Consider the following 19,209-nt stretch of genomic DNA (forward strand, 5'->3'; position numbering starts at 1 on the left):
CAAGACTCTGAGGCGATCCTTTGGGGTCGCCTGACAAATACTTCAGCTTCGCCAGACGTCGGATGTGCACCAATTCATGGGACGGCGGCCTGAAGGCGCTCCGCCTCCTGACGTTCTGCGGCCTTTGCAGCGATCACGCTGGCGCGCGACCCGATGCGCTGGAGGGATACGATGACGAGGTTCTGAAGCCGCAGATAGCGGGGCGCAAATCTCGTCATTCACAGATTTCTCTGGTCAATGCCGAACTTGTCGGCAAGCCAGTCGATCATCAATTCCTGCCCGAGCGTCGGGTTGTCGTGCTGACAGTGCTCCGCCCCGGTCATGTCCGCTTCGACAAGCATGAAGGTGACATCGACGCCGGCCTTTCTGGCGTATTCATAGCCTTCGCGGGCCGCCTGGACACCGAGCACGTCATGTCCGCCATGCAGGATCAGGTAAGGGCATTTCATGTTCTCGAAGACGCCGCGCATGTCGAACGGCATGGTCTTCTCCGCAACGCCCTTCATCGAGCCCGCGCCGAACACCCACTTCATGTGGCTGGCGAGACCATGATTCTCCGGCCGGTCCTTGTATCGGTCATAAAGGCTGAGCACGCCGCCATGCGAAATCGCCGCCGCCAGGCGCGGCTCCATCGCGCCGGCGCGTGCGGCGTAGTAGCCGCCGAGCGACGAGCCCGACACGGCGATCCGGCTCATGTCGACGTCGCTGCGGGTGGCAAGCCAGTCGATACATTTGCCGACGGGCACCTCGTAGTCGAACCGCGTGGTCAGGCCGTGCCGGCGCAAGGTCGCGCCCTGCCCGGGCCCGTCCATCAGCAGGACGGAAAGACCGCGCTGCAGGGCACCGCGTCCGGTCATGAACCACAGCTCGTCCTTGAATGAATCGAGCCCGCCGAAGGAGATCAGAACCGGCTGCTTGCCGCGGCCGAACGGAGAACGGATGAAATAGCCAGCCATCGGCTTGCCGGACTCGTAGGGGATTTGCACGACCTCGCCCTGCGGACACGTCCAGCGCAAAAAGCTGTGCGTGGCTTTCTCGCATTTGTCGAACGTCGGTATCCGCCGCGGATCATCCGGCTCGAGCCAGAACTCGGCCGAGCGGTACATGTCGGCCGCGCGCAGATAGCAATTCATGGCCGTCTGGATATGCCCCTTGGCCTCCTCGGCCTCGCCGCGCCGCATATTATTGTCGGCAACGACCATCCACTCCTGGTGCCAACTGTCGTAGTCGCCGGGGATCATCCTGCTGGCGGCCAGGAAACTCTCGGATACCGTCCCCCCTCCTTCCTGCGTCTCTCCCAGCGCCCGACGGAACTGGTAGGACGGCCATGCGAAATCCGGCCAATGATGCCAGCCATAGGGCTCGTAATGTGGATGGGTGTCGACAACTTCGGCGTCGATGAGCTTCTTCTCGCCCACAGTCATGGCGGCTCCTTCCCGTTCGAGCCCGCTGCCGCGGGCTTTCCGATGATGTCAGGATGGTGAGGTGGATCAGGCGGTCCGCATACCCCAACGCACAAGGGTCTTCTCTTCCACCCAATCAAAGAACCAGTTCTCCGATACCCAACCGATCATCGCGATCGTGATCATGCCACAGATCATGATGTCGGGACGCAGCTGCCAGCGGGCATCGTCGATGAGAAAGCCGAGGCCGGTGATCGACGAAATCATCTCCGCGCCGACGATGACACGCCAGCCGACTCCGTAGGTCAGCCGCATGCCGGTGATGATGTAGGGCAGCGAGCCCGGAATCAGGATACGGCGGGTGTAGAGACTGCGGGATGCGAGATAGACCTTGGCCACGTCGGTGTATTGCCCGGAGAGGGTCTGCACGCCCGTCATCGTGTTGAACATGATCGACCAGATTCCGGAGAAGAAGATCACGAACACGGTCGAGGTGAAGCCCACGCCGAACCACAGGATCGCCAATGGAATCCAGGCAATGCCGGGGATCGGATAGAGCAGCCGGCAGAGCGGCAGGAACGCGGCGCGCGCGGTTGGCGACGCGCCGAGCGCAAGGCCCGCCGGGATACCGACCAGCGCGGCGAGAAACACGCCGGTGATCTGACGGCCGACGCTGGCGGCCGTGTTGGTGAAGAGTTTGCCGTTCGCAATCAACTCCTGAAAGGCGAGAACCACCTTCCACGGCGACGGGAAGGCCCAAGTCGGCATCAGCCCGAGCCGATAGACGATTTCCCAAATGGCAATGAACGCAACGATAGTCGCGATGCCAAGCCAACGTTCGCGGCCGGGCATCCATCGCCGAGACGATCTGACTGCCGCTTCCCTTGCAGCACCTTCCTCGACGACATTCTTCGAATAGGACACATCCGCCATGATCAGGCTCCCGCCATCAGGTCGGCTTCTTCGAGGGCCGCCGCGCGCGCGATCTCCTCAGCCAGCACTGCCCGCACCTCGCGTTGACGCTGGTTCATGTCGATGCTCGCCATGTCGCGTGGACGCGCCTCCGGCACCATCATGATCTGCTTGACGCGGCCCGGACGCGCCGTCATCACGACGACGCGGTCCGACAGATAGATCGCCTCCTCGATCGAATGCGTCACGAAGATCACCGTCTTGCGATATTGTCGCCAGATGCGCAGCAGCTCGTCCTGCAGCAACTGACGGGTCTGCGCATCGAGCGCTCCGAACGGCTCGTCCATCAGAAGCAAGGACGGATCGACCGCGAGCGCCCGGGCGATCGATACACGCTGCTTCATTCCGCCCGAAAGCTGATGCGGAAAGCGTTCGGCGAAGTCGGACAGCCCAACCACCTTCAGGAGCCGGCTCGATACCTCACGCCGTTCGGTCACCGGAAGCCTGCGCGCTTCAAGTCCGAATTCGACGTTGTCGCGCACGGTCATCCATGGAAACAGCGCATAATCCTGGAACACCACCGCGCGTTCCGGACCGGGTCCGCTCACCGGCTGGCCATTGATCGCAATCCGGCCCGAGGTCGCCGGGATCAGGCCGGCAATGATCTTGAGCAGGGTCGACTTCCCGCAGCCCGATGGACCGAGCAGGCAGACGAACTCGCCCTCCTCGATCCGCAGGTTGATGTCGACGAGCGCCGGCGTCTCCGAGCCATGCGAAATGTACGTCTTGTTGAGATTCTCGACCGTCAACATCGGCTGCCGCTCACTTCAGCTTTTCATAGCCGGGATAGCCGGGATAGCCGTCCGCCAGACTCGTATCGACGGCGTCTTCGTAGGCCACCGGCTTCTGAAGCAGACCGTCCTCTTTCATCCAGCCGATCAGGGCATCGATCCAGGGACGCGGCGGCTTGTCGTACTGCCAGCCGCAGTTGTCGTATGACTTCTCCAGAAGGGACGTATCGATATTCGGAGTGTAGTGCTTCAGCACCTCCAGCCCGGCCTTCTTGTCGGTCTTCATCAGATGAACCGCGTCGAGATGCGCCCAAACGAGCCGCTTGGCGAGCTCCGGATGCGCCTTCATGAACTTGCGGCTCATGACCATTCCGTTGCGCAGCATGTCCGAATTGAGCTTACTCTTGTCGATCAGGTCATTCGGCGCGAGCAGGAGCTTTGCGCCCTTGTCGACGGCATTGGTGCCGTAAGGCTCGAACGGAAATGCCGCTGCGATGTCGCCCGTCACCAATGCGGCCGCAACCTCCGGCACGGGAACCTGTGCAAGCTGAACATCCTTCTCGGAGAGCCCGAAGCGCGGCAGGATCTGCTTTGTCAAGGTCAAATACTGCACGTCGAACTTGGTCACGATGCCGATGCGTTTGCCCTTGATGTCGGCCCACGACTTGACGTTCGGAGCGGCCACGATCATCGCACAATTCGCAGATGATGCTGCCACGATCACATTGTCGATGCCGGCGGAGAGATACCGGATCGCCGACGCGTATTGATTGTAGCCGACGTCGAAATCGCCGATCGACATCATCTGGTTGGATCGCTGGTAATTGCCTCCCATGAAGTCGACATTGACGCCGTATTTCTCCCACAGCTTGGTGTATTGGGCCAGGAACGGCTGAATGTGATCATATCCAGGGGCGCCTGCCACCAGGCGCACCTTGTAACTGTCGGGCTGCTGCGCCAATGACGCGTTTGCCACGGCGATGCTTGCGCATAGTCCGGCGATCAGAGCCTTCATCTTCATGCGATATACCTCGATCCACAGTTGCCCGGACTAATCTGCAAGGGATTATGCAAGATGCGCGCCGCTATTCTGCGGCTATGGGGTTCACCATCGGAGCACGTTCGGTGATGAGCTTGACGTCGGCCCAAGCCTTCGTCATGTCGTCGAGCGCGGCCACCTCGTGCGCTGCAATCTGTTCGAGCACGGTGCCGGCCTTTGCCAGATCCGCCTCGTAGCGCAGCACCTTGAAGAGCTCCGACGAAGCCTGCATGTGCTCGGCCGCGGACGCGGCAGCCGCGATCTCGAGCCCGCGCGCGCCAAGCTCCTTTGTGACGCGGCGGAGATAGCCGGCCGCGCCGGCACGGCCAAGCACGCCATGATTGGGAATGTTTCCGCGTACGAACAGCGGAATCGGATCGCCCTTCGGGCTGACCGTATCCTTGACCTTGCCGGCCTTGATCAGCGCCGCAAACGCGGCCATGCCGGGCGCGCCCGTTTCGAAGCGGGGAATCTGCCACTGATTGCCGAACAGAGCATATGGCCTGGGATATTCGCCGGACAGTATCTTCAGATTGCGGCGGAACGAATGGCGGATCGACTTGGCGATATCCCAATCGAGATCCCGCTCGGGCTCGACCCACACCATGAGGTAGGGGCCATAGCCGTCATGAAGGCTCCATTCGCCGCCGAACGGGTGATGATGCTCCCATGGTTCGTAGCCGTTCGGGCCGCGTTGTGACGATTGCTCCCACGCCTTGCGGAAGACATCGATCGGCGCCTCGTAGCGCGAATGCGGCATCACGTCGTTCGGTTCGAAAATCGTGACAGTGCCGCGGTCGAGATCGTAGCCCGCGATCACCACATGATGGCCGAACCCGCTCTTGCCCATCGTTTCGTGCTGGAATTTCAGCCGCGGCGAGGTCTTGGCGCCGTAGGGCAGCAGCAGCGAATAATGCAGGCCGACCTGCACCGGAATGCCGCGATCGACGAGTCCACGAAGCTTCGCGAAAGCTTCCTCGAAGCCGCCTTCATGATCCTGTTCCCAGTATCCCCGGTAGCCGAGCGCGCGTGGCGTATATTCCCAGATCTCGTGGAAGGCACCCGCTCCACCGTTGAAGGCGGGTGCGCCCCAGACCGGCGACCAGCGGAATGAGAAGCCGTCGCCCGAGGTGCCGTCGGCAAACAACACATCGCTTTCGCCGTGCAGACGGAACATGCCGAGCAATCCAGTGAAGTAACAGCGGCCGGAATTGCCGTTCTCGGGATAGCCCTTCGGCCCCATCCACGTCATCGAATAGTAGGCTTCATCATACGGCTTGATCGCAGACATAGGCGTTGTCCTGTTTTTGGTTTTGTGGAGCTCAGATCAGCGGGTTCATGGCCTTCTTGCGCAGCTCGCGCTCGTCGATTGCGAACACGTCGACGAGCCAGTCAGCCATCAGTTCCTGACCGATGGTTGGATTGTCATGCTGGCAGTGATCCGCGCCGGTTTCCTCCTCGGTCACGAAGCGCAGCGTGACATCGACGCCCTTTGACTTGGCGTAATCGGCGACCTTGCGCGCCGAGGCGACGCCGAGCACGTCGTGACCGCCATGGACGATGAGATAGGGACATTTCATGTGATCGAGATGGCCTTCGAGCACGAAAGGCTTGGCCTTCTCCATCGCCTCCTTCATCGAGCCGGCGCCGAACACGGTCTTGATGTGGTCGGCAAGACCATGATCTTCCCTCGCGCCAGCCCACAGTTCCGGGATCGACCAGATCGCGCCGTGCGAGATGGCCGCCGCGAGCCGATGCTCGTAGCAGCCGGCACGCGCCGCGTAATATCCGCCGAGCGACGAGCCGCAGACCGCGATCTTCGCGGGATCGATATCCTTGCGCGTCAGCAGATAATCGATGCACTTCCCGATCGGCACCTCATAGTCCGGCCGGGTCGGAATCTTGTGACGGCGTAGCGTGCCGCCCTGGCCCGGTCCGTCGATCATGAGCACCGAGATGCCGCGCTGAAGCGCGCCGTGCGCCTGCATGAACCACATCTCGTCCTTGATCGAGTCCAGGCCTCCCATGCAGATCAGGACCGGCTGCTTGCCGGTATCGAACGGCGCCCGGACGAAATAGGCGAACAGCGTCTTGCCGTTCTCATAGGGGATCTGAAGCACCTCACCCGCGGGCTTGAGGTTCTGGATGAACTTCCGCGAGCATTCCTCCATATCGGTGAACGCTTCGAGCCGGCGCGGATCGGAATATTCAAGCCAGAACTCGGTGTGGCGATAATAGTTGGCCGCGCGCAGCCAGCAGTTCATCGCGGTGCGGACATGACCCTTGCCGAACTCTTCGTCACCGCGGGCCTGGTTGAAATCCGCGATCCGCTTCCATTCCCGATGCCAGCTTTCCTTGTCCCCAGGGATCATCCGGCTCGCGGCGAGGAAACATTCGGAGACGGCGCCGCCGCCCTCCTGCGTTTCACCCAGTGCGCGGCGGAACTGGTAGCTCATCCACGGATATTTCGGCCAATGGTGCCAGCCGTAAGGCTGATAGACGCCGTGCGTCACGTCCGTGACCTGATCGATCAGAAGCTCTTCCGCCATAACTGCCGCAACTCCCTTTTCTCTTTTTTCGCGCGCGTCGATGGGGTCGCCGGCACGCGCCCGGGGAGACGCTAGCAGGTTTTCTCATCCATTCAAGTCGCTTGAATTCTGTTCACTATTGCTTTCATTTTGGGCAACCAGGCCTTTCGCCTCGCGCTATCGTTCGCTAAGACGCTGGCGCTGCGACTCGAAGGCTTGCCAAGCGCCGCTGAGTTGTGAGGTTCGAGAGGCCGCTGGCAGATATGGACCAAAGATGCTCAAGAAGATGAACCGCGCCGAGAAGAAGGCAGTCGATCTGCCGAGCGGCCAAAATCAGTATCTCGGCGTAAAACTGCGCCATACGCGCATGACCAAGGGATTGCGTCTGCGCGACCTCGCGGAAAAGGCGGAATGCTCCGAGAGCATGCTGTCGAAGATCGAGAACGGTCGTGCCGTTCCCTCGTTGAAGGCGCTGTACCGCATTGCCGAAGCGATGGGCCTGACCGTCGGGCAGCTGTTTGCGCAGCCAGCCGAGGCGAATGGCCTGGTATCGCGCCACGGTGAACGCCCCATCGTGCATGCCGACCCGCTGCGCAATGGCCCAGGACTGACGCTCGAGCGGCTGATCCCCTATCATCAGTCCCACCTTCTTCAGGGCAGCATCCACAATATCGCGCCGGGCGGCAGCGGTGGCGGCCTCGTCGCTCACGAGGGCGAGGAAGTCGCTTACATTCTCGAGGGGCAGGTCGAGTTCATCGTCGGTGACGAGCGTTTCCTGCTGAAGACCGGCGACTCGATCTGTTATCGATCCGAGCAACCGCACGGATATCGCAACGGCGGCGATGGCCATGCAAAGCTGATCATCGTCAACACACCGCCGAGCTTCTGAATCCGATACAGGCACTGATTTCCTACAATTCAAACCACTTGAATTTTCGAGCCTCCGCAGCGCCTATGCGGGCACTTGCGTCCGATACCAATCGAGAATCTCTGCACCCGTCCACATGACGACGCCGTCGTGCCCGAGAATGTAGTCGTACAGCATCTCGAGATATTTGATCCGGTGCGGCACGCCCGTCAGGTACGGATGAATGGAAATCGCCATCACGCGCGGCGCCTTGGCGCCATCGATGTAAAGCCGGTCGAAATGATCGCGGCCACGGCGCAGGATCTCGTCCGATGGCTGTTGTTGGACAGCGCTGATCACAACATCATTGATCTCGACTGTGTAGGGAACGGAGACAATGTCGCGGTGGCGCGTCTTCAAGGTGACCGGTTGCTCGTCGAGCACCCAGTCGGCAACATATTCGATGCCGGCCTCGGCCAGGAAGTCGAGCGTCTCGTCGGTCTCGGTCAGCCCCGGACTCTCCCAGCCGCGCGGCGACTTGCCGGTGAATGTCTTGATCGCAGCAATCGTATCGGCGATCGCCGCCTTCTGGTCCTCGACCCTGTGCATCGGCATCTGCACGTAGCCATGGCCCATGAAATCCCAGCCGGCGTCGCGGGCGGCCTCGCATGCTTCGGGATAAAGCTCACAGACCGTACCGTTGAGAGCAAAGGTCGCCTTCAGATTCCGGCTGCCGAGCGTCTCTATGAAACGCCAATAGCCGACGCGCATTCCATATTCGTGCCAGGCCCAGTTCGGAACGTCCGGAAGCAGCGGCTGTCCCATCGGCGGTGGCAGCACCGCGCGCGGCATCGCGCTGGTCGGGCTCCAGTTCTCGACATTGACGATGGTCCACACCGCCACCCGCGCATTGTTGGGGAGTTTGAGCGCAGGCCTGCGATGGATCGGGGTGTAGGGCAACCGGCCGCGGACACTCTTGCCGACCAATTCGGTCATCGTCTTTCCCTCCCTTGTTCAACCCTCGCACAACAGCTTGAGCGCGGTCCCGCAGCAGACACATTGACGCTCCAGCGGCGTCATTCCGGGCACAGCATCGATCGTGGCCTTGGGATCATTATCGGCCATGTCGAACGGCGCATCGGTCCCAATGCAGACGTGATCCGCGCCGACGAGATCGATCAAATAGCGCAGCGCCTGGGGCTCGAAAACGAGGCTATCGAAATAGATCCGCTTCAGCAGGTCCTTCGGTGAAGATTTGCTGATAGCATTGGTCTCGCTGCGCACCGCATGCCCATGGACCAGCCGCCCGATCTGGTAGGGAATGAAGCCGCCGCCATGCGCCAGCACGATCTTCAAGTCCGGCAACTCGTCGAGACGGCCGGAAAACATGAGGTTGGCGAGCATCACCGTGGTGTCGAGCGGATTGCCGATCAGATTGGTGAGGTAATAGTTTTCGAGGCCCGCCTTGGCGCCCACGTAATACGGATGCGCGAACACGAACACGTTGAGCTCGGAGGCCCGCCGGAGCAGCGGACGAAAACGCTCCTCGGCAAGCTGCGCGCCTTCGATGGAGGTACCGATCTCGACCGCCTTGAAGCCAAAATTGCGGACCACGCGTTCCAGCTCGGCCACAGCGGCATCGGGATGCTGCATCGGCACCGTCGCCATGCCGCGCAACCGTTCGGGCCGGGCGCCGACCATGTCGGCAACACCGTCATTGACGAGGCCCGCGACTTCGAGCGCCAGATCGGCGTCGGCCCAGTAATAGAACATCGGCGGCGCCGGCGAGATCACGGATATATCGATACCCTTGCGATCCATGGAATCGAGCTTGGCTTCGACCTGGCGAAACTCCTCGAACAGCGGATAAACATATCCCTGATCGTGAATGATCTTGCGTGCGGAGCCCTCTCCTTCGACGCGCGCCCGGAAGCGCTTGGGATTGGCCGCAATTGCCGCAACAATGCGATCGGGAATGACGTGGCTATGAATGTCTATCTGCATGGACGGTTACGCCTCAATCGGCATCGTTACGGAAATCAAGATCGAAAGAGGGCGATCAGGCGGACGCGGACACGACTCCATCGCGGCTTCCTAGGCAGCGCTCTTGTCTGCCGACGTGAAGACGCCGAGCGACATGATCTCGGCCGTATTAAGAACAAAGCCGAACGCGGTCTTGATGCAGAGCAGGCCAGCCTCGTGCAGCGCCGCTCCGTCCATCGTCTCAACGCAATCCTGCACGACAATCACGGCGTAGTCGCGCACGTTGGCCGCGGCCGTCGTCGCGAGCACGCAGGAATTGGTGTTTACCCCGGTGATCAACAGCGTGTTGACGCCGTGCGCCCGCAACGTGAACTCGAGGTCGGTTCCGAGGAAGCAGTCATAGCGCTTCTTGGTATCGACGACGAAGTCGCGTTGCCGATCATAAAGCTCCGGGATGATCGCAACGCCCGGCATGCCCGCGATGTTGTGGCGCAGGACGTTCTTGCGCGTGGCTGTGGGGTCTTCGGCGCGCGTGCGCCAGAACGGATTGGAGGCGATTTCCGTGACGTCGCGATACTGCGTCAACAGATGAATGACCGGTATGCTCACGCCGCGCGCCCAGTCGAACAGGCGCTTGTTGGCTGCGATCACTTGTCTCGCAATCTCCGGCGAGGTCGGCATGGTCGCGACTTCCATGTCGAGATGGCCACGATGCAGATCGATCGCGACGATGGCGGCCCTGGGATGATTGACACCGAGATTCATGCAGACACGTCCTTTCGACTCATGGAGGTGCGGGTGATCCATCAGGTCGGTCCGTCGGCGGGGGTGCGGGCTACCCCGCCGACGTTCCCGATCGACCGCTGGTCGACGACAGTTTGCAATACATTTGCCGCGAGAGTCAAAATAATGTATACATTTATTGGAACACAAAAAGACAATGACGATATTCCTCGCTGTAACAACTGATGGAATGGCCTTACCCGTCCCAAGATGTATACAATTATTTGAAGCCGAGCTAAAATGACCAAGCTGCGTCTATCGGAGGCTCCCTCCTCGACCCGGTTCGAATCCGTGGTCGAAAGGTTGCGTGCGGCGGTTCTTGCGGGCGAATTTCAGGCGGGCGAACGCCTGCATGAGGTGAAATTGACCTCGCGATTGGGGGTCTCGCGCACCCCGGTTCGCGCAGCCCTCCAGAAATTGGCATCCGAAGGCCTGCTCGATTACACGCCGAACCGAGGCTACACGCTGCGGGAATTCTCGATCAGCGAGGTGATCAGTGCCTATGAGGTTCGTGCCGTGCTGGAGGGGCTGGCGGCGCGGCTGAGCGCCGAGCGCGGGCTGAACGTCAGCGAGATCGCAACCCTTCAACAGGCGCTGCGCGACGGCGACGATCTGCTTCGCAACGGTCAGATCACGGACGACCATCGCGCGCAATATAGTCGCATCAATGCTTGCTTCCACGAAACGATCCACGGATCGGCCGGATCGCGGCTCCTCAACGAAACGGTCTATCTATGCCAGCAGGTGCCAGTGTCGTCACCGCGGTACATCGTGGCGTTCGAGGAACGCGACGTTCGTCGCCGTCACGACGATCACCACCGCATCTTCGAGGCGATCTTTGGCCGCGAGCCCTGGCGAGCGGAAATGCTGATGCGTGATCACGTAGCCAGCGTCAAATCATCCCTGGTACGCTCCCTTTCGTCGCCTGCTGCGATCGACGAAGAGCTGCAACTCCAACAAGGCCGCGGCTGACTGAGCTTGCCCGAATGGCGCTATGGACGCACTTTGCCGGCGCTTGATTTTAGCTGAGTGATGATAGAACGCGGCAATGCGAGTCTCATTGGCGATATACGTCAGCCACGATGCGCCTCAGATAGGAAGCTGCGGTCTAGAGCATGATCCGGAAAAGTGGGTACCGGTTTTCCGAAAAAGATCATGCTCAAAACAAAAAAGATAGATCGGGATGACGATTCGAAGAAAAGTCATCCCGCTCTAGATGTGGAGCCTCAGGAGGTTGTTCCCGGCCAAGCCGAGCCTGCTGATCGGTGGCTTTGAATCTAGACTGCCATGAGGGCGATGCCAATTGTAGCGATGCAGCCATCTTGGCAACTCGGCGGCGCGTTCTTTTGAGGTGTTGTAGGCCTGCGCATAGGCCCACTCGCGCAGACTGGTCTGAATGAAGCGCTCAGCCTTGCCGTTGGTCTTGGGCGTGTACGGCTTGGTGCGGATTTGCTTGAGGCCAAGACGCTTGCAGGCCTTCTGGAAGGCGAAGGATTTGTAACACGAGCCGTTGTCGGTCATGACACGCTCGACCGTCACGCCGAGGCTTGCATAGTAGGCAACGGCCGCCTTGAGGAAGGCGATGGCGCATCCCCTTTTCTCGTTCCTCATGACCTGGCTGAAGGCGATGCGGGAAGCATCGTCGATACAGACATGCACGTATTCCCAGCCCGGTCCTTTGCCGCGAGAACGCAGATTGCTCTGGCCGGTTCGATCGCCGGTGATGCGATGGCCGATCCGGTTGAACTTGCCGAGCTTTTTGATGTCGATGTGGATCAGCTCGTCCGCCTTTTCGCGCTGATACCGCCGGATCGGCTCGGCTGGCTCCAGCGCTGACAGCTTGTTGAGGCCCAACCGCCGCAGGATCCGGCTGACGGTCGCCGCCGACACCCCAACCTGAGCAGCAATATGCTTGCCGGTGTGGCGCTGCCGGCGCAACGCCTCGACCTCCGCGCACGTGGCAGGCGGGGTTTGGCTCGGCAATGAATGAGGTTTTGAGGAGCGATCCCGCAATCCATCCACACCTTCCGCGCGGAAGCGTTCGACCCATTTGGCGACCGTCTTCGCCGTGGTGTTGAACTGGCGGGCGGCGGCGGCCTTCGTCATGCCGCTCTCGATCACAATCCGCACCATCGCCTCTCGACCTTTCGGCGTCAGAGGCGCATTCTTATGGGTGTCCATTCGGTTCTCCCCGGAATCTGAAGCTTCAGCAACCTCAGCTTCCTCGGTCAGGACCGAATGGACAACCTCCTGAAAGCTCACATCTAGATAAGAGCCTCGTCCTTTCTAATGGCCCATGCCGCACGCCGGTGGGCGACCACGTTAACATTGTCGCCTATGGCATAGTTACAGGAGGCCGCTGCATCGACGGTCAGCCTGCCGTTCTCCGTCTGGACCACGACCGATCGGATTGCTCCGCGGTAGGTCGTGTGAGCGATATGTCCGGACCATTTGAGTTCCTGCTCGCCGGCGCCGGAATCGGCCATGACGATACGAGTATCCTCAGGACGCACCATGACCGTGACCACTTCTCCAGGTCTTGCCTCATCGGCCGCTTCGCACGACCCGCGCCAGCCCTTTCCGACGACATCGAGCCGCACGCGCCTCCCGTCCAGCCGCTCACAGCCTTCGACTTCGGCGTCGAGCAGATTGGGTGTTCCAAAGAACGCGGCCACCGTTCTCTTGGTTGGAAATCGATAGATTTCCTCCGGAGCGCCGATCTGCTGGATCTTGCCCCGCTCCATCACGACCACACGATCCGACAACGCCATCGCCTCGGACTGGTCGTGGGTTACGTAGATCGTCGTCATACCGAGCCGCTTCTGGATCGCGCGAAACTCCTCGCCCATTTGCAGACGGAGTTTTGCGTCCAGATTGCTCAACGGTTCGTCGAGCAACAAAACCTTGGGCTCGGAAACGAGCGCGCGCGCGATCGCCACACGCTGCTGCTGGCCCCCGGACAGCGCAGGCGCAGGCCGCTGGGCAAAACCTTCCATCTCGACAAGCAGCAAGGCTTTCGAAACGCGCTCTCCTATTTCCGCTGAAGGGCGGCGACGAACGCGCAACGGATATGCCACATTCTCGAACACCGTCAGGTGCGGCCAGATGGCATAGGACTGGAACACCATTCCGAGTTGCCGCCGCTCTGAAGGGACAAAGAGCCCGCGAGCGGCGTCGCTCACGACGTCGCTGCCGATGCTGATGCGTCCCCCCGTATTCTGCTCGAGCCCGGCGACCATACGCAGGGTGGTCGTCTTTCCGCAGCCCGAGGGCCCCAGCAAGGTCACGAATTCGCCTTCGCTGACCCGAAGATCGACGCCGCTTACCGCGTTGAAGTCGCCAAAACTCTTGCTGATGTTTTCGAGGGTAACGCTGGACATCACGGCATCCCCTTAAGCTCTCAACGTGCCGAGTTGAGATTTCATGATTTTCAATTGCACCCAACGGAAGATCAGCACGAGCGCCATCATGATCAATCCGATGACACTCACCTGCTCGGCGTTTCCGTTCGCCCACAGCTTCAGCAACACCACGGAAAGCACTTCCGATCCGACCGAGTAGAGCAGGACCGAGGCGCTGAGCTCTCGCATGATCCCGAAGAAGATGAGGACCCATCCGATCGCGAAGGACGGCCATGCCAGTGCGATCACGACGCGCCACATGGTTTGCAGCCAGTTCGCACCGTGGACGCGAGAGCATTCCTCGAGATCGTACGACAGCTGCGCATAAGAGCTTGACATGACACGAACGGACAGAGGGGTGCCAAGCGAGATATAGGCGAGCAGGAGAGCCCAGATCGTGCCGTAAATCGGAATCGCATGAGGCAGCAGCGCGAAGCCCCACAGGAATCCGACACCGAGCACGATGCCCGGCATCATCCAGGGCAACCACGCCATTGCATCGATCAGCAGACGACCGCGCCACTTCGTCCGCACCGACACATAGGCGACGACACCGCCCAGGACCATCGTCAGGGACGCACCAGCCAAACCCAGATACATCGTGTTGCCGAGCCCCCGCCAGAACTCGCTACTACCGAATACGGCGCGATAATGATCCAGCGTCAGCATGTCCCACTGATAGAATCCGAAGAATTTGAAGAATGACCCTATGAAGAGCTGTCCGATGGGAAGGACGACCGTCAGGAAGAAGAAGCTCACGCAAAAGGCGAAGGTCGCCCAGCGCCACTTTCCGAGTTTGATGACTCCCGGAGAGTATCCCTTGCCTGTTACCGTCGTGAAGCTGCGGCCGCGAAGCAACTTCCACTGCAACAGCACGATGAGGAACAACAGCACCATGATGACAAAGCTGGCTGCGGTCGCATATTGATATTGCGGCGGCGAACGTTGATTGATCGAATCGTAAATGTCCGTCGTGATGACCCGGATGCCGGCCGGCGACCCAAAGAAGAGTGGTGACTCGAAATTTTCGATGCCTCGGATAAAGCTGAGGATCGCTGCGCCCGTCAGCGCAGGCAGCATGAGCTGGAGGGTTATGGTGCGGAAGGTCCGCCAGCGCGCCGCGCCGCACATCCGGGCAGCCTCTTCCAGGCTCGGGTCCATCGCCCTGAACGCATCGACGATCAGCAGGAAGAGAAATGGCACCGAGTACTGCATCATGTGCCAGACCACACCCCCGTACGAATAGACATTGATCGGCGCGCTGCTCGACCCGGTCGCCCATTGAAAGAGCTGATTGAGCAGCCCGACCTGTGGGTTGCCCAGCATACCCCAGGCCATCGCGGTCAGGATTGGAGGAATGAAGAATGGCAGCGTGATCAGGACTTCCAGCGTGCCGCGAAACGGCGTGTCCGTCCGCGCCAGGATCCAGGCGAGCACAACCGCGATCACCACGGACGGAATGGTCTTGGCGAGCGATATTCCGACCGTATTGAGCAGCGTGATCAGGTTTTGCCGGGTCATTACCTCCTGATATCCGTCCAGATTGAACGTACCCGCCATGCCCGGCGGCGTCGAATGCAGGCTGCCGTAGAGCAGCATGGACAGCGGATAGACCGAAAGAAAGCCGAGGATGACGACGAGTGCGATGACGGCAATCGCCGGGCCGCGCAGAATCGGAGGCCGAGATCGCCGCCACGTCGAAGCGCGGACGGGCATTCCGGCCTTGTTGAATCGGTCTATGCGTTCTTCGGCTGAGACGGTCATGATCTGCTTACGGATAAAGCTTCTTGGCCAGCGACATCATTGAAGGCCTCTCGGCGAGTTTGGCCGGACCGATCAACTTGGCATTCGCGAACGGCTGCGCGTCGGGATTTGCCTGCTCGGCCACCCCTTTAACGACAGGCAGCATCCATGCATTGGCGTAGATGAGCTGCGCTTCCGTGGACAGGAAATGCTGGATGAAGAGACGAGCCGCGTTGGGATGCGGCGCGTTTTTCAAGACGGCAAAATCCATCTCGGCATAAGGCGCGCCCTCTTCCGGTATGACGACCTTGACCGGAAGACCCTTGAGATCGGACGCGAAGGCAAAGATCTGCGGCACGTAGATCGGGTACTCGCCCCGCGCGACGCGGCGGGCATCATTCCGCATGTCACGGCTGAAGACGGGCTTCTGCTCGGCCAGCTTTTCGTTGAATTCGGGACCTATATGCTTCTGTAGAATCGCGAACATGGTGTTGCCGCTGCCAAGCGGTCTCATGTCGTCGGAAAGGATTTTGCCCTTCCACTTCGGATCGTTGAGGTCGTTCCAGCTCTTCGGCAGGTCCTTCTCGGAGACCATCCGGGTATTGATCAGTATCCCCATCGGCTGCACGAAGGCAGGCACCGCGAATTCGCTGGCTCGAAACGGCGGACGAAGGTTCGCCGCGTTCGGGATCGGAGGCAGCTTTTGAATGTAGTCGCCGTTCTGGAGTTGCTCCTCGATCATCGTCGTCGCGATCATCTCGACGTCGCCGAGGTAACGCCCGGCCGATTGCTCGGTCCGGATCCGTTCCGCCAGTTCGCTTGCCCGCAGGTCGAGGCTCTCGACCGAGATGCCATATTTGGCTTCGAAGGACTTGATGACCGCGACGAAGTAAGGCGCGCCCAAGGTCATGTTGTAGACCACGACCTTGCCTTCCTTCTTGGCGGCTTCGACCACGGCATTCCAAGGCTCTTCCGCATGCGCCGGGCTCATAACCCATACGGCGCAAACCAGAGCCAGCGCCTTGAACGCCTTGATCATCGAAAATCCCTCCCTACAAATTCTTGTTTCCTGGCCGCGCTACAATTCGAGCACGACGTATTCTTTTTCGACGGATACCGGGAACGTCTCGGCCCGCAGATCCCCCTCGACCAAAGTTTCTCCCGCCTCGACTTTCAATTCGTAGCTTCGCACCTTCGTGCGGTCAGGCTCACACCATGACTTTCCGGTGCGCAGGTCGAACTCCCAGCCGTGCCATGGACAGCGCAGGAACTCGCCCTTGCGGCTGAACTGGTACGAACCCGGCTGGCTGGCCTCGACCAGGCCGACGATCCTTCCCTTGCACAGCGATGCGCCGTTGTGCGGACATCGATTGCCGACGGCAAAAAATTCGCCGTCGATATTGAATATGCCGATTTCGCGGCCTGCGACCGTCACGAGAAGCCGCTGTCCGGGTGGCACCTGATCGACGGTGGCAACGACGTGACGGGTCACTTGTCGAACCCGTAGAAACGGCGCGCATTGCCGTACAGAATCTGCTGGCGCTGCGCCTCGGTCAGATTTGCTTTGAAGGAATAGCGGGGATCATCATAATCCCAGTGGGGATAGTCCGTTGCGAACAGCAGTCGATCCCAGCCTATCCGATCGAACAAGTCGAGCAGGGCCGCAGCACTTCCCGGCTCCTCCATCGGCTGGGTTGTGAACCAGACATGCTGCCGCACGTATTCGGACGGCGGCCGCTTCACGTGTGGGACCTCGCTTCGGAGCCTGTTCCAATGCTTGTCCATTCGGGCACTCAGTGAGGGTATCCAGCCAAGGCCGCCTTCCATGATCACGACGCGCAACTGCGGAAACCGTTCGAACACACCCTCAAAAACGAGGCTTGCCATCACGGCCTGCATGGCCTGGGCGACCATGTGGTGCTCCTCCATGTAATAGGAGCCCCAGCCGCCGCCTGTAGAAGGATGGCCGTTCGTGCCCCCGACATGGACAGTGATCGGAAGATTATTGCGGACAGCGGCTTCAAAAATCGGCCAGTAACGTCGCCGTCCCAGCGGCTCGTCGGTCCGCGGCAGCAGCAGGATCTGCGTGAAATTCGGATCGCCCCCACGCGCGTCGATTTCGGCAACCGAGGCATCAGTATCTTCCTGCGCAACGAGCACGGAGGCGCGAAGCCGCGGGTCCTGCTTCACCCAGCGTTCCACCTGCCAGGTGTTCATGGCCCTCGTCAGCGCGGCCCCGAAGTCGAGATTTCTCTGGCTGCCGGGATTCCAGCGGAGAGGAATCAGCATCCCGACCTCGACACCGTTCGGATCGAGATGCTGTTTCCTCATCAGATCGAGGCTCGAACCCGGCGGCCCGCCCTCTTCCGGATACGCATCAACCCTGGCAGCGTCCGGCGACATGCGCGGATGCGACAGCGCTTCGGAAAATGCATGCCGCAAATGGCTGCCGTAGACCGCAAGATGATCGATCCAGCGCTTTTCGAGGTAGGGATGGATTTCCTTCCAGGACGTCATCGCGGGATGAATGTCGCAGTCGATGACCTGAAGTCTGTGCTTCGCCGGACTCTTCCGATCCAGATCCATGATGCTCATCGGGCAACCTCCATGGGCTGATCTGCCTTCGACAGCCGCGGGTATGTGGCCAGCGCATTGTCGAATAGGATGTTCCGGGCCAAGGCGTCAGGCAGACCAGCCGGCAACGCGTTATCCTCGTCGAATTGCCAGTGCGGATAGTCGGTGGAAAACAGGAACAACCTGTCCGACTTGAGATGGTCGACCAGCCGCAAGATGGCTTCGCGCTCGTCGGCTGCGTCGATAGGTTGTGCCGTAAGCCGAACGTGATCTCTTAATATCTCCGACGGCGCCCTCGTTACCCAGGGGACCTCGGCCCGAACGCCTTTCCAGGTCTTATCGGCCCGCCAGATAAATCCGCTCAGCCATGTCAGACCGGATTCGATCGCCACAACCTTCAGGTCAGGAAATTTGGCGAAGACGCCTTCGGAGATCATGCTCTGGAGTTGGTTCTCGAAGGCAGCGGATTGGGCGATGTAGTCTTCAACATAATAGGACGGCCAGCCGACAGCGGTCGGCGCGTAACGGTAAGCGCTGCCGGCGTGGATGCCGATGGGAAGCTTCAGCTGTTCGGCCAGCCTGTAGATCGGCCAAAGCTGCCGCCGGCCCAGCGTCACCTCGCCGGACACCAGCATCAACACCTGAACAAAGCGGAAATCATTGGCGCGGCGCTCGATCTCCTGCACCGCAAGTTCCGTATTGTGGGCGGGAATCACGATCGACGCCCGCAGCCGCGCGTCGCGACCAAGCCATTCGTCCCTGATCCAATCGTTGGTGGCGCGACAGAACGCAGCTGCCATATCCTCGCTGTGAAAGACCTGCGCACCGTAAAGGCAGTTGAGGATGCCGAAGCGGAGTTTGTATCGGTCGATCACATGGCGCTGCATCATCGCGAGCGACGCGCCGGCCTTCGTCCCGTCCGCCGGCATCCAGTCCGGCCGGCAGGAAAGAGGAGCGTTTTGCGGGTAACTCGTGAGGCTCAGGTTGAGACGGTCCAACGCGCGGACGGAAACCATCTCGCGCCAATATTCGTCCAGATAGGGAAGCAGCACTGCCATTGACGGCACGGCAGGGTGCAGATCGCAATCGATTGCGTTCTGTAATCCGATTGACGGACCTGCCGCTTGCGGGTCTTGCATTGCGAACTCTCCACGCGGATCTTGCATCTGTGCGGGGCGCCACCCAGGCAACCCACGCCAGACGGC

At 60.5% G+C, this 19,209-nt stretch carries 19 protein-coding genes; 2 read left to right on the forward strand and 17 right to left on the reverse strand.

Annotated elements, in window-relative coordinates; all coding sequences use genetic code 11:
* Nucleotides 1-74: 74 nt before the first annotated feature.
* The 7 genes from JQ628_RS25025 to JQ628_RS25055 all read right to left on the reverse strand — a co-directional run bounded on the left by JQ628_RS25025 (nt 75) and on the right by JQ628_RS25055 (nt 6,694).
* Complete coding sequence (locus tag JQ628_RS25025) at nt 75-218, reverse strand: hypothetical protein (protein WP_212226481.1); 144 nt, start codon at nt 216-218, stop codon at nt 75-77.
* On the reverse strand, nt 219-1,424 hold the full coding sequence (locus JQ628_RS25030) for an alpha/beta hydrolase family protein (protein ID WP_212226483.1): 1,206 nt from the start codon (nt 1,422-1,424) through the stop codon (nt 219-221). It abuts the gene before it with no gap.
* Nucleotides 1,425-1,490: 66 nt separating this feature from the next.
* Entirely contained in the window at nt 1,491-2,336 is an 846-nt protein-coding gene (locus tag JQ628_RS25035; RefSeq protein ID WP_212226485.1) for an ABC transporter permease, read from the reverse strand.
* 2 nt (nt 2,337-2,338) lie between these two features.
* Entirely contained in the window at nt 2,339-3,127 is a 789-nt protein-coding gene (locus tag JQ628_RS25040) for an ABC transporter ATP-binding protein (protein WP_212226487.1), read from the reverse strand.
* A 10-nt stretch (nt 3,128-3,137) separates the two neighbouring features.
* On the reverse strand, nt 3,138-4,127 hold the full coding sequence (locus JQ628_RS25045; protein WP_212226489.1) for an ABC transporter substrate-binding protein: 990 nt from the start codon (nt 4,125-4,127) through the stop codon (nt 3,138-3,140).
* A gap of 64 nt (nt 4,128-4,191) precedes the next feature.
* On the reverse strand, nt 4,192-5,436 hold the full coding sequence (locus JQ628_RS25050; RefSeq protein ID WP_212226491.1) for a hypothetical protein: 1,245 nt from the start codon (nt 5,434-5,436) through the stop codon (nt 4,192-4,194).
* Nucleotides 5,437-5,467: 31 nt separating this feature from the next.
* The gene (locus tag JQ628_RS25055) at nt 5,468-6,694 is read right to left on the reverse strand and encodes an alpha/beta hydrolase family protein (protein WP_212226493.1); all 1,227 of its coding nucleotides are present in this window, start codon (nt 6,692-6,694) and stop codon (nt 5,468-5,470) included.
* A 253-nt stretch (nt 6,695-6,947) separates the two neighbouring features.
* Here JQ628_RS25055 and JQ628_RS25060 point away from each other — a divergent pair, with 253 nt between their 5' ends.
* Entirely contained in the window at nt 6,948-7,562 is a 615-nt protein-coding gene (locus tag JQ628_RS25060; RefSeq protein WP_249128361.1) for a cupin domain-containing protein, read from the forward strand.
* A 63-nt stretch (nt 7,563-7,625) separates the two neighbouring features.
* Here the strand turns inward: JQ628_RS25060 and JQ628_RS25065 are convergent, their stop codons facing one another.
* The 3 genes from JQ628_RS25065 to JQ628_RS25075 form a co-directional block, all read right to left on the reverse strand.
* On the reverse strand, nt 7,626-8,516 hold the full coding sequence (locus tag JQ628_RS25065; protein ID WP_212226495.1) for a polysaccharide deacetylase family protein: 891 nt from the start codon (nt 8,514-8,516) through the stop codon (nt 7,626-7,628).
* An 18-nt stretch (nt 8,517-8,534) separates the two neighbouring features.
* Nucleotides 8,535-9,524 (reverse strand): amidohydrolase family protein, encoded by a 990-nt coding sequence (locus tag JQ628_RS25070; protein WP_212226497.1) that lies wholly within the window; start codon nt 9,522-9,524, stop codon nt 8,535-8,537.
* Between the two features lie 90 nt (nt 9,525-9,614).
* On the reverse strand, nt 9,615-10,268 hold the full coding sequence (locus JQ628_RS25075) for a cysteine hydrolase family protein (protein ID WP_212226498.1): 654 nt from the start codon (nt 10,266-10,268) through the stop codon (nt 9,615-9,617).
* Between the two features lie 258 nt (nt 10,269-10,526).
* On the opposite strand from JQ628_RS25075, the gene JQ628_RS25080 reads away from it, so the two are divergent.
* Entirely contained in the window at nt 10,527-11,258 is a 732-nt protein-coding gene (locus tag JQ628_RS25080) for a GntR family transcriptional regulator (RefSeq protein WP_212226500.1), read from the forward strand.
* Nucleotides 11,259-11,498: 240 nt separating this feature from the next.
* Here JQ628_RS25080 and JQ628_RS25085 read toward each other — a convergent pair whose 3' ends face one another.
* From JQ628_RS25085 to JQ628_RS25115, 7 genes are all read right to left on the reverse strand, one after another.
* Nucleotides 11,499-12,467: an IS481 family transposase gene (locus JQ628_RS25085; protein ID WP_212226729.1), complete on the reverse strand. Its 969-nt coding sequence runs from the start codon at nt 12,465-12,467 to the stop codon at nt 11,499-11,501.
* A gap of 83 nt (nt 12,468-12,550) precedes the next feature.
* Nucleotides 12,551-13,666, reverse strand: a complete 1,116-nt coding sequence (locus JQ628_RS25090) for an ABC transporter ATP-binding protein (RefSeq protein ID WP_212226502.1) — start codon at nt 13,664-13,666, stop codon at nt 12,551-12,553.
* A 12-nt stretch (nt 13,667-13,678) separates the two neighbouring features.
* A complete protein-coding gene (locus JQ628_RS25095; protein ID WP_249128363.1) occupies nt 13,679-15,451 on the reverse strand; it encodes an ABC transporter permease in 1,773 nt (590 codons plus the stop codon).
* Between the two features lie 7 nt (nt 15,452-15,458).
* Nucleotides 15,459-16,469 carry an ABC transporter substrate-binding protein gene (locus tag JQ628_RS25100; protein WP_212226504.1) on the reverse strand — a complete coding sequence of 337 codons (1,011 nt, stop codon included), beginning with the start codon at nt 16,467-16,469 and terminating at the stop codon, nt 15,459-15,461.
* Nucleotides 16,470-16,508: 39 nt separating this feature from the next.
* On the reverse strand, nt 16,509-16,922 hold the full coding sequence (locus tag JQ628_RS25105; protein WP_212226506.1) for a Rieske (2Fe-2S) protein: 414 nt from the start codon (nt 16,920-16,922) through the stop codon (nt 16,509-16,511).
* On the reverse strand, nt 16,919-18,025 hold the full coding sequence (locus tag JQ628_RS25110) for an amidohydrolase family protein (protein WP_212226508.1): 1,107 nt from the start codon (nt 18,023-18,025) through the stop codon (nt 16,919-16,921). Before JQ628_RS25110 ends, JQ628_RS25105 begins: the two co-directional genes overlap by 4 nt.
* The gene (locus JQ628_RS25115; RefSeq protein ID WP_212226517.1) at nt 18,022-19,143 is read right to left on the reverse strand and encodes an amidohydrolase family protein; all 1,122 of its coding nucleotides are present in this window, start codon (nt 19,141-19,143) and stop codon (nt 18,022-18,024) included. Before JQ628_RS25115 ends, JQ628_RS25110 begins: the two co-directional genes overlap by 4 nt.
* Nucleotides 19,144-19,209: the final 66 nt, after the last annotated feature.

The organism is Bradyrhizobium lablabi, from assembly GCF_018129385.1.
Classification (GTDB): Bacteria; Pseudomonadota; Alphaproteobacteria; order Rhizobiales; family Xanthobacteraceae; genus Bradyrhizobium; species Bradyrhizobium lablabi_C.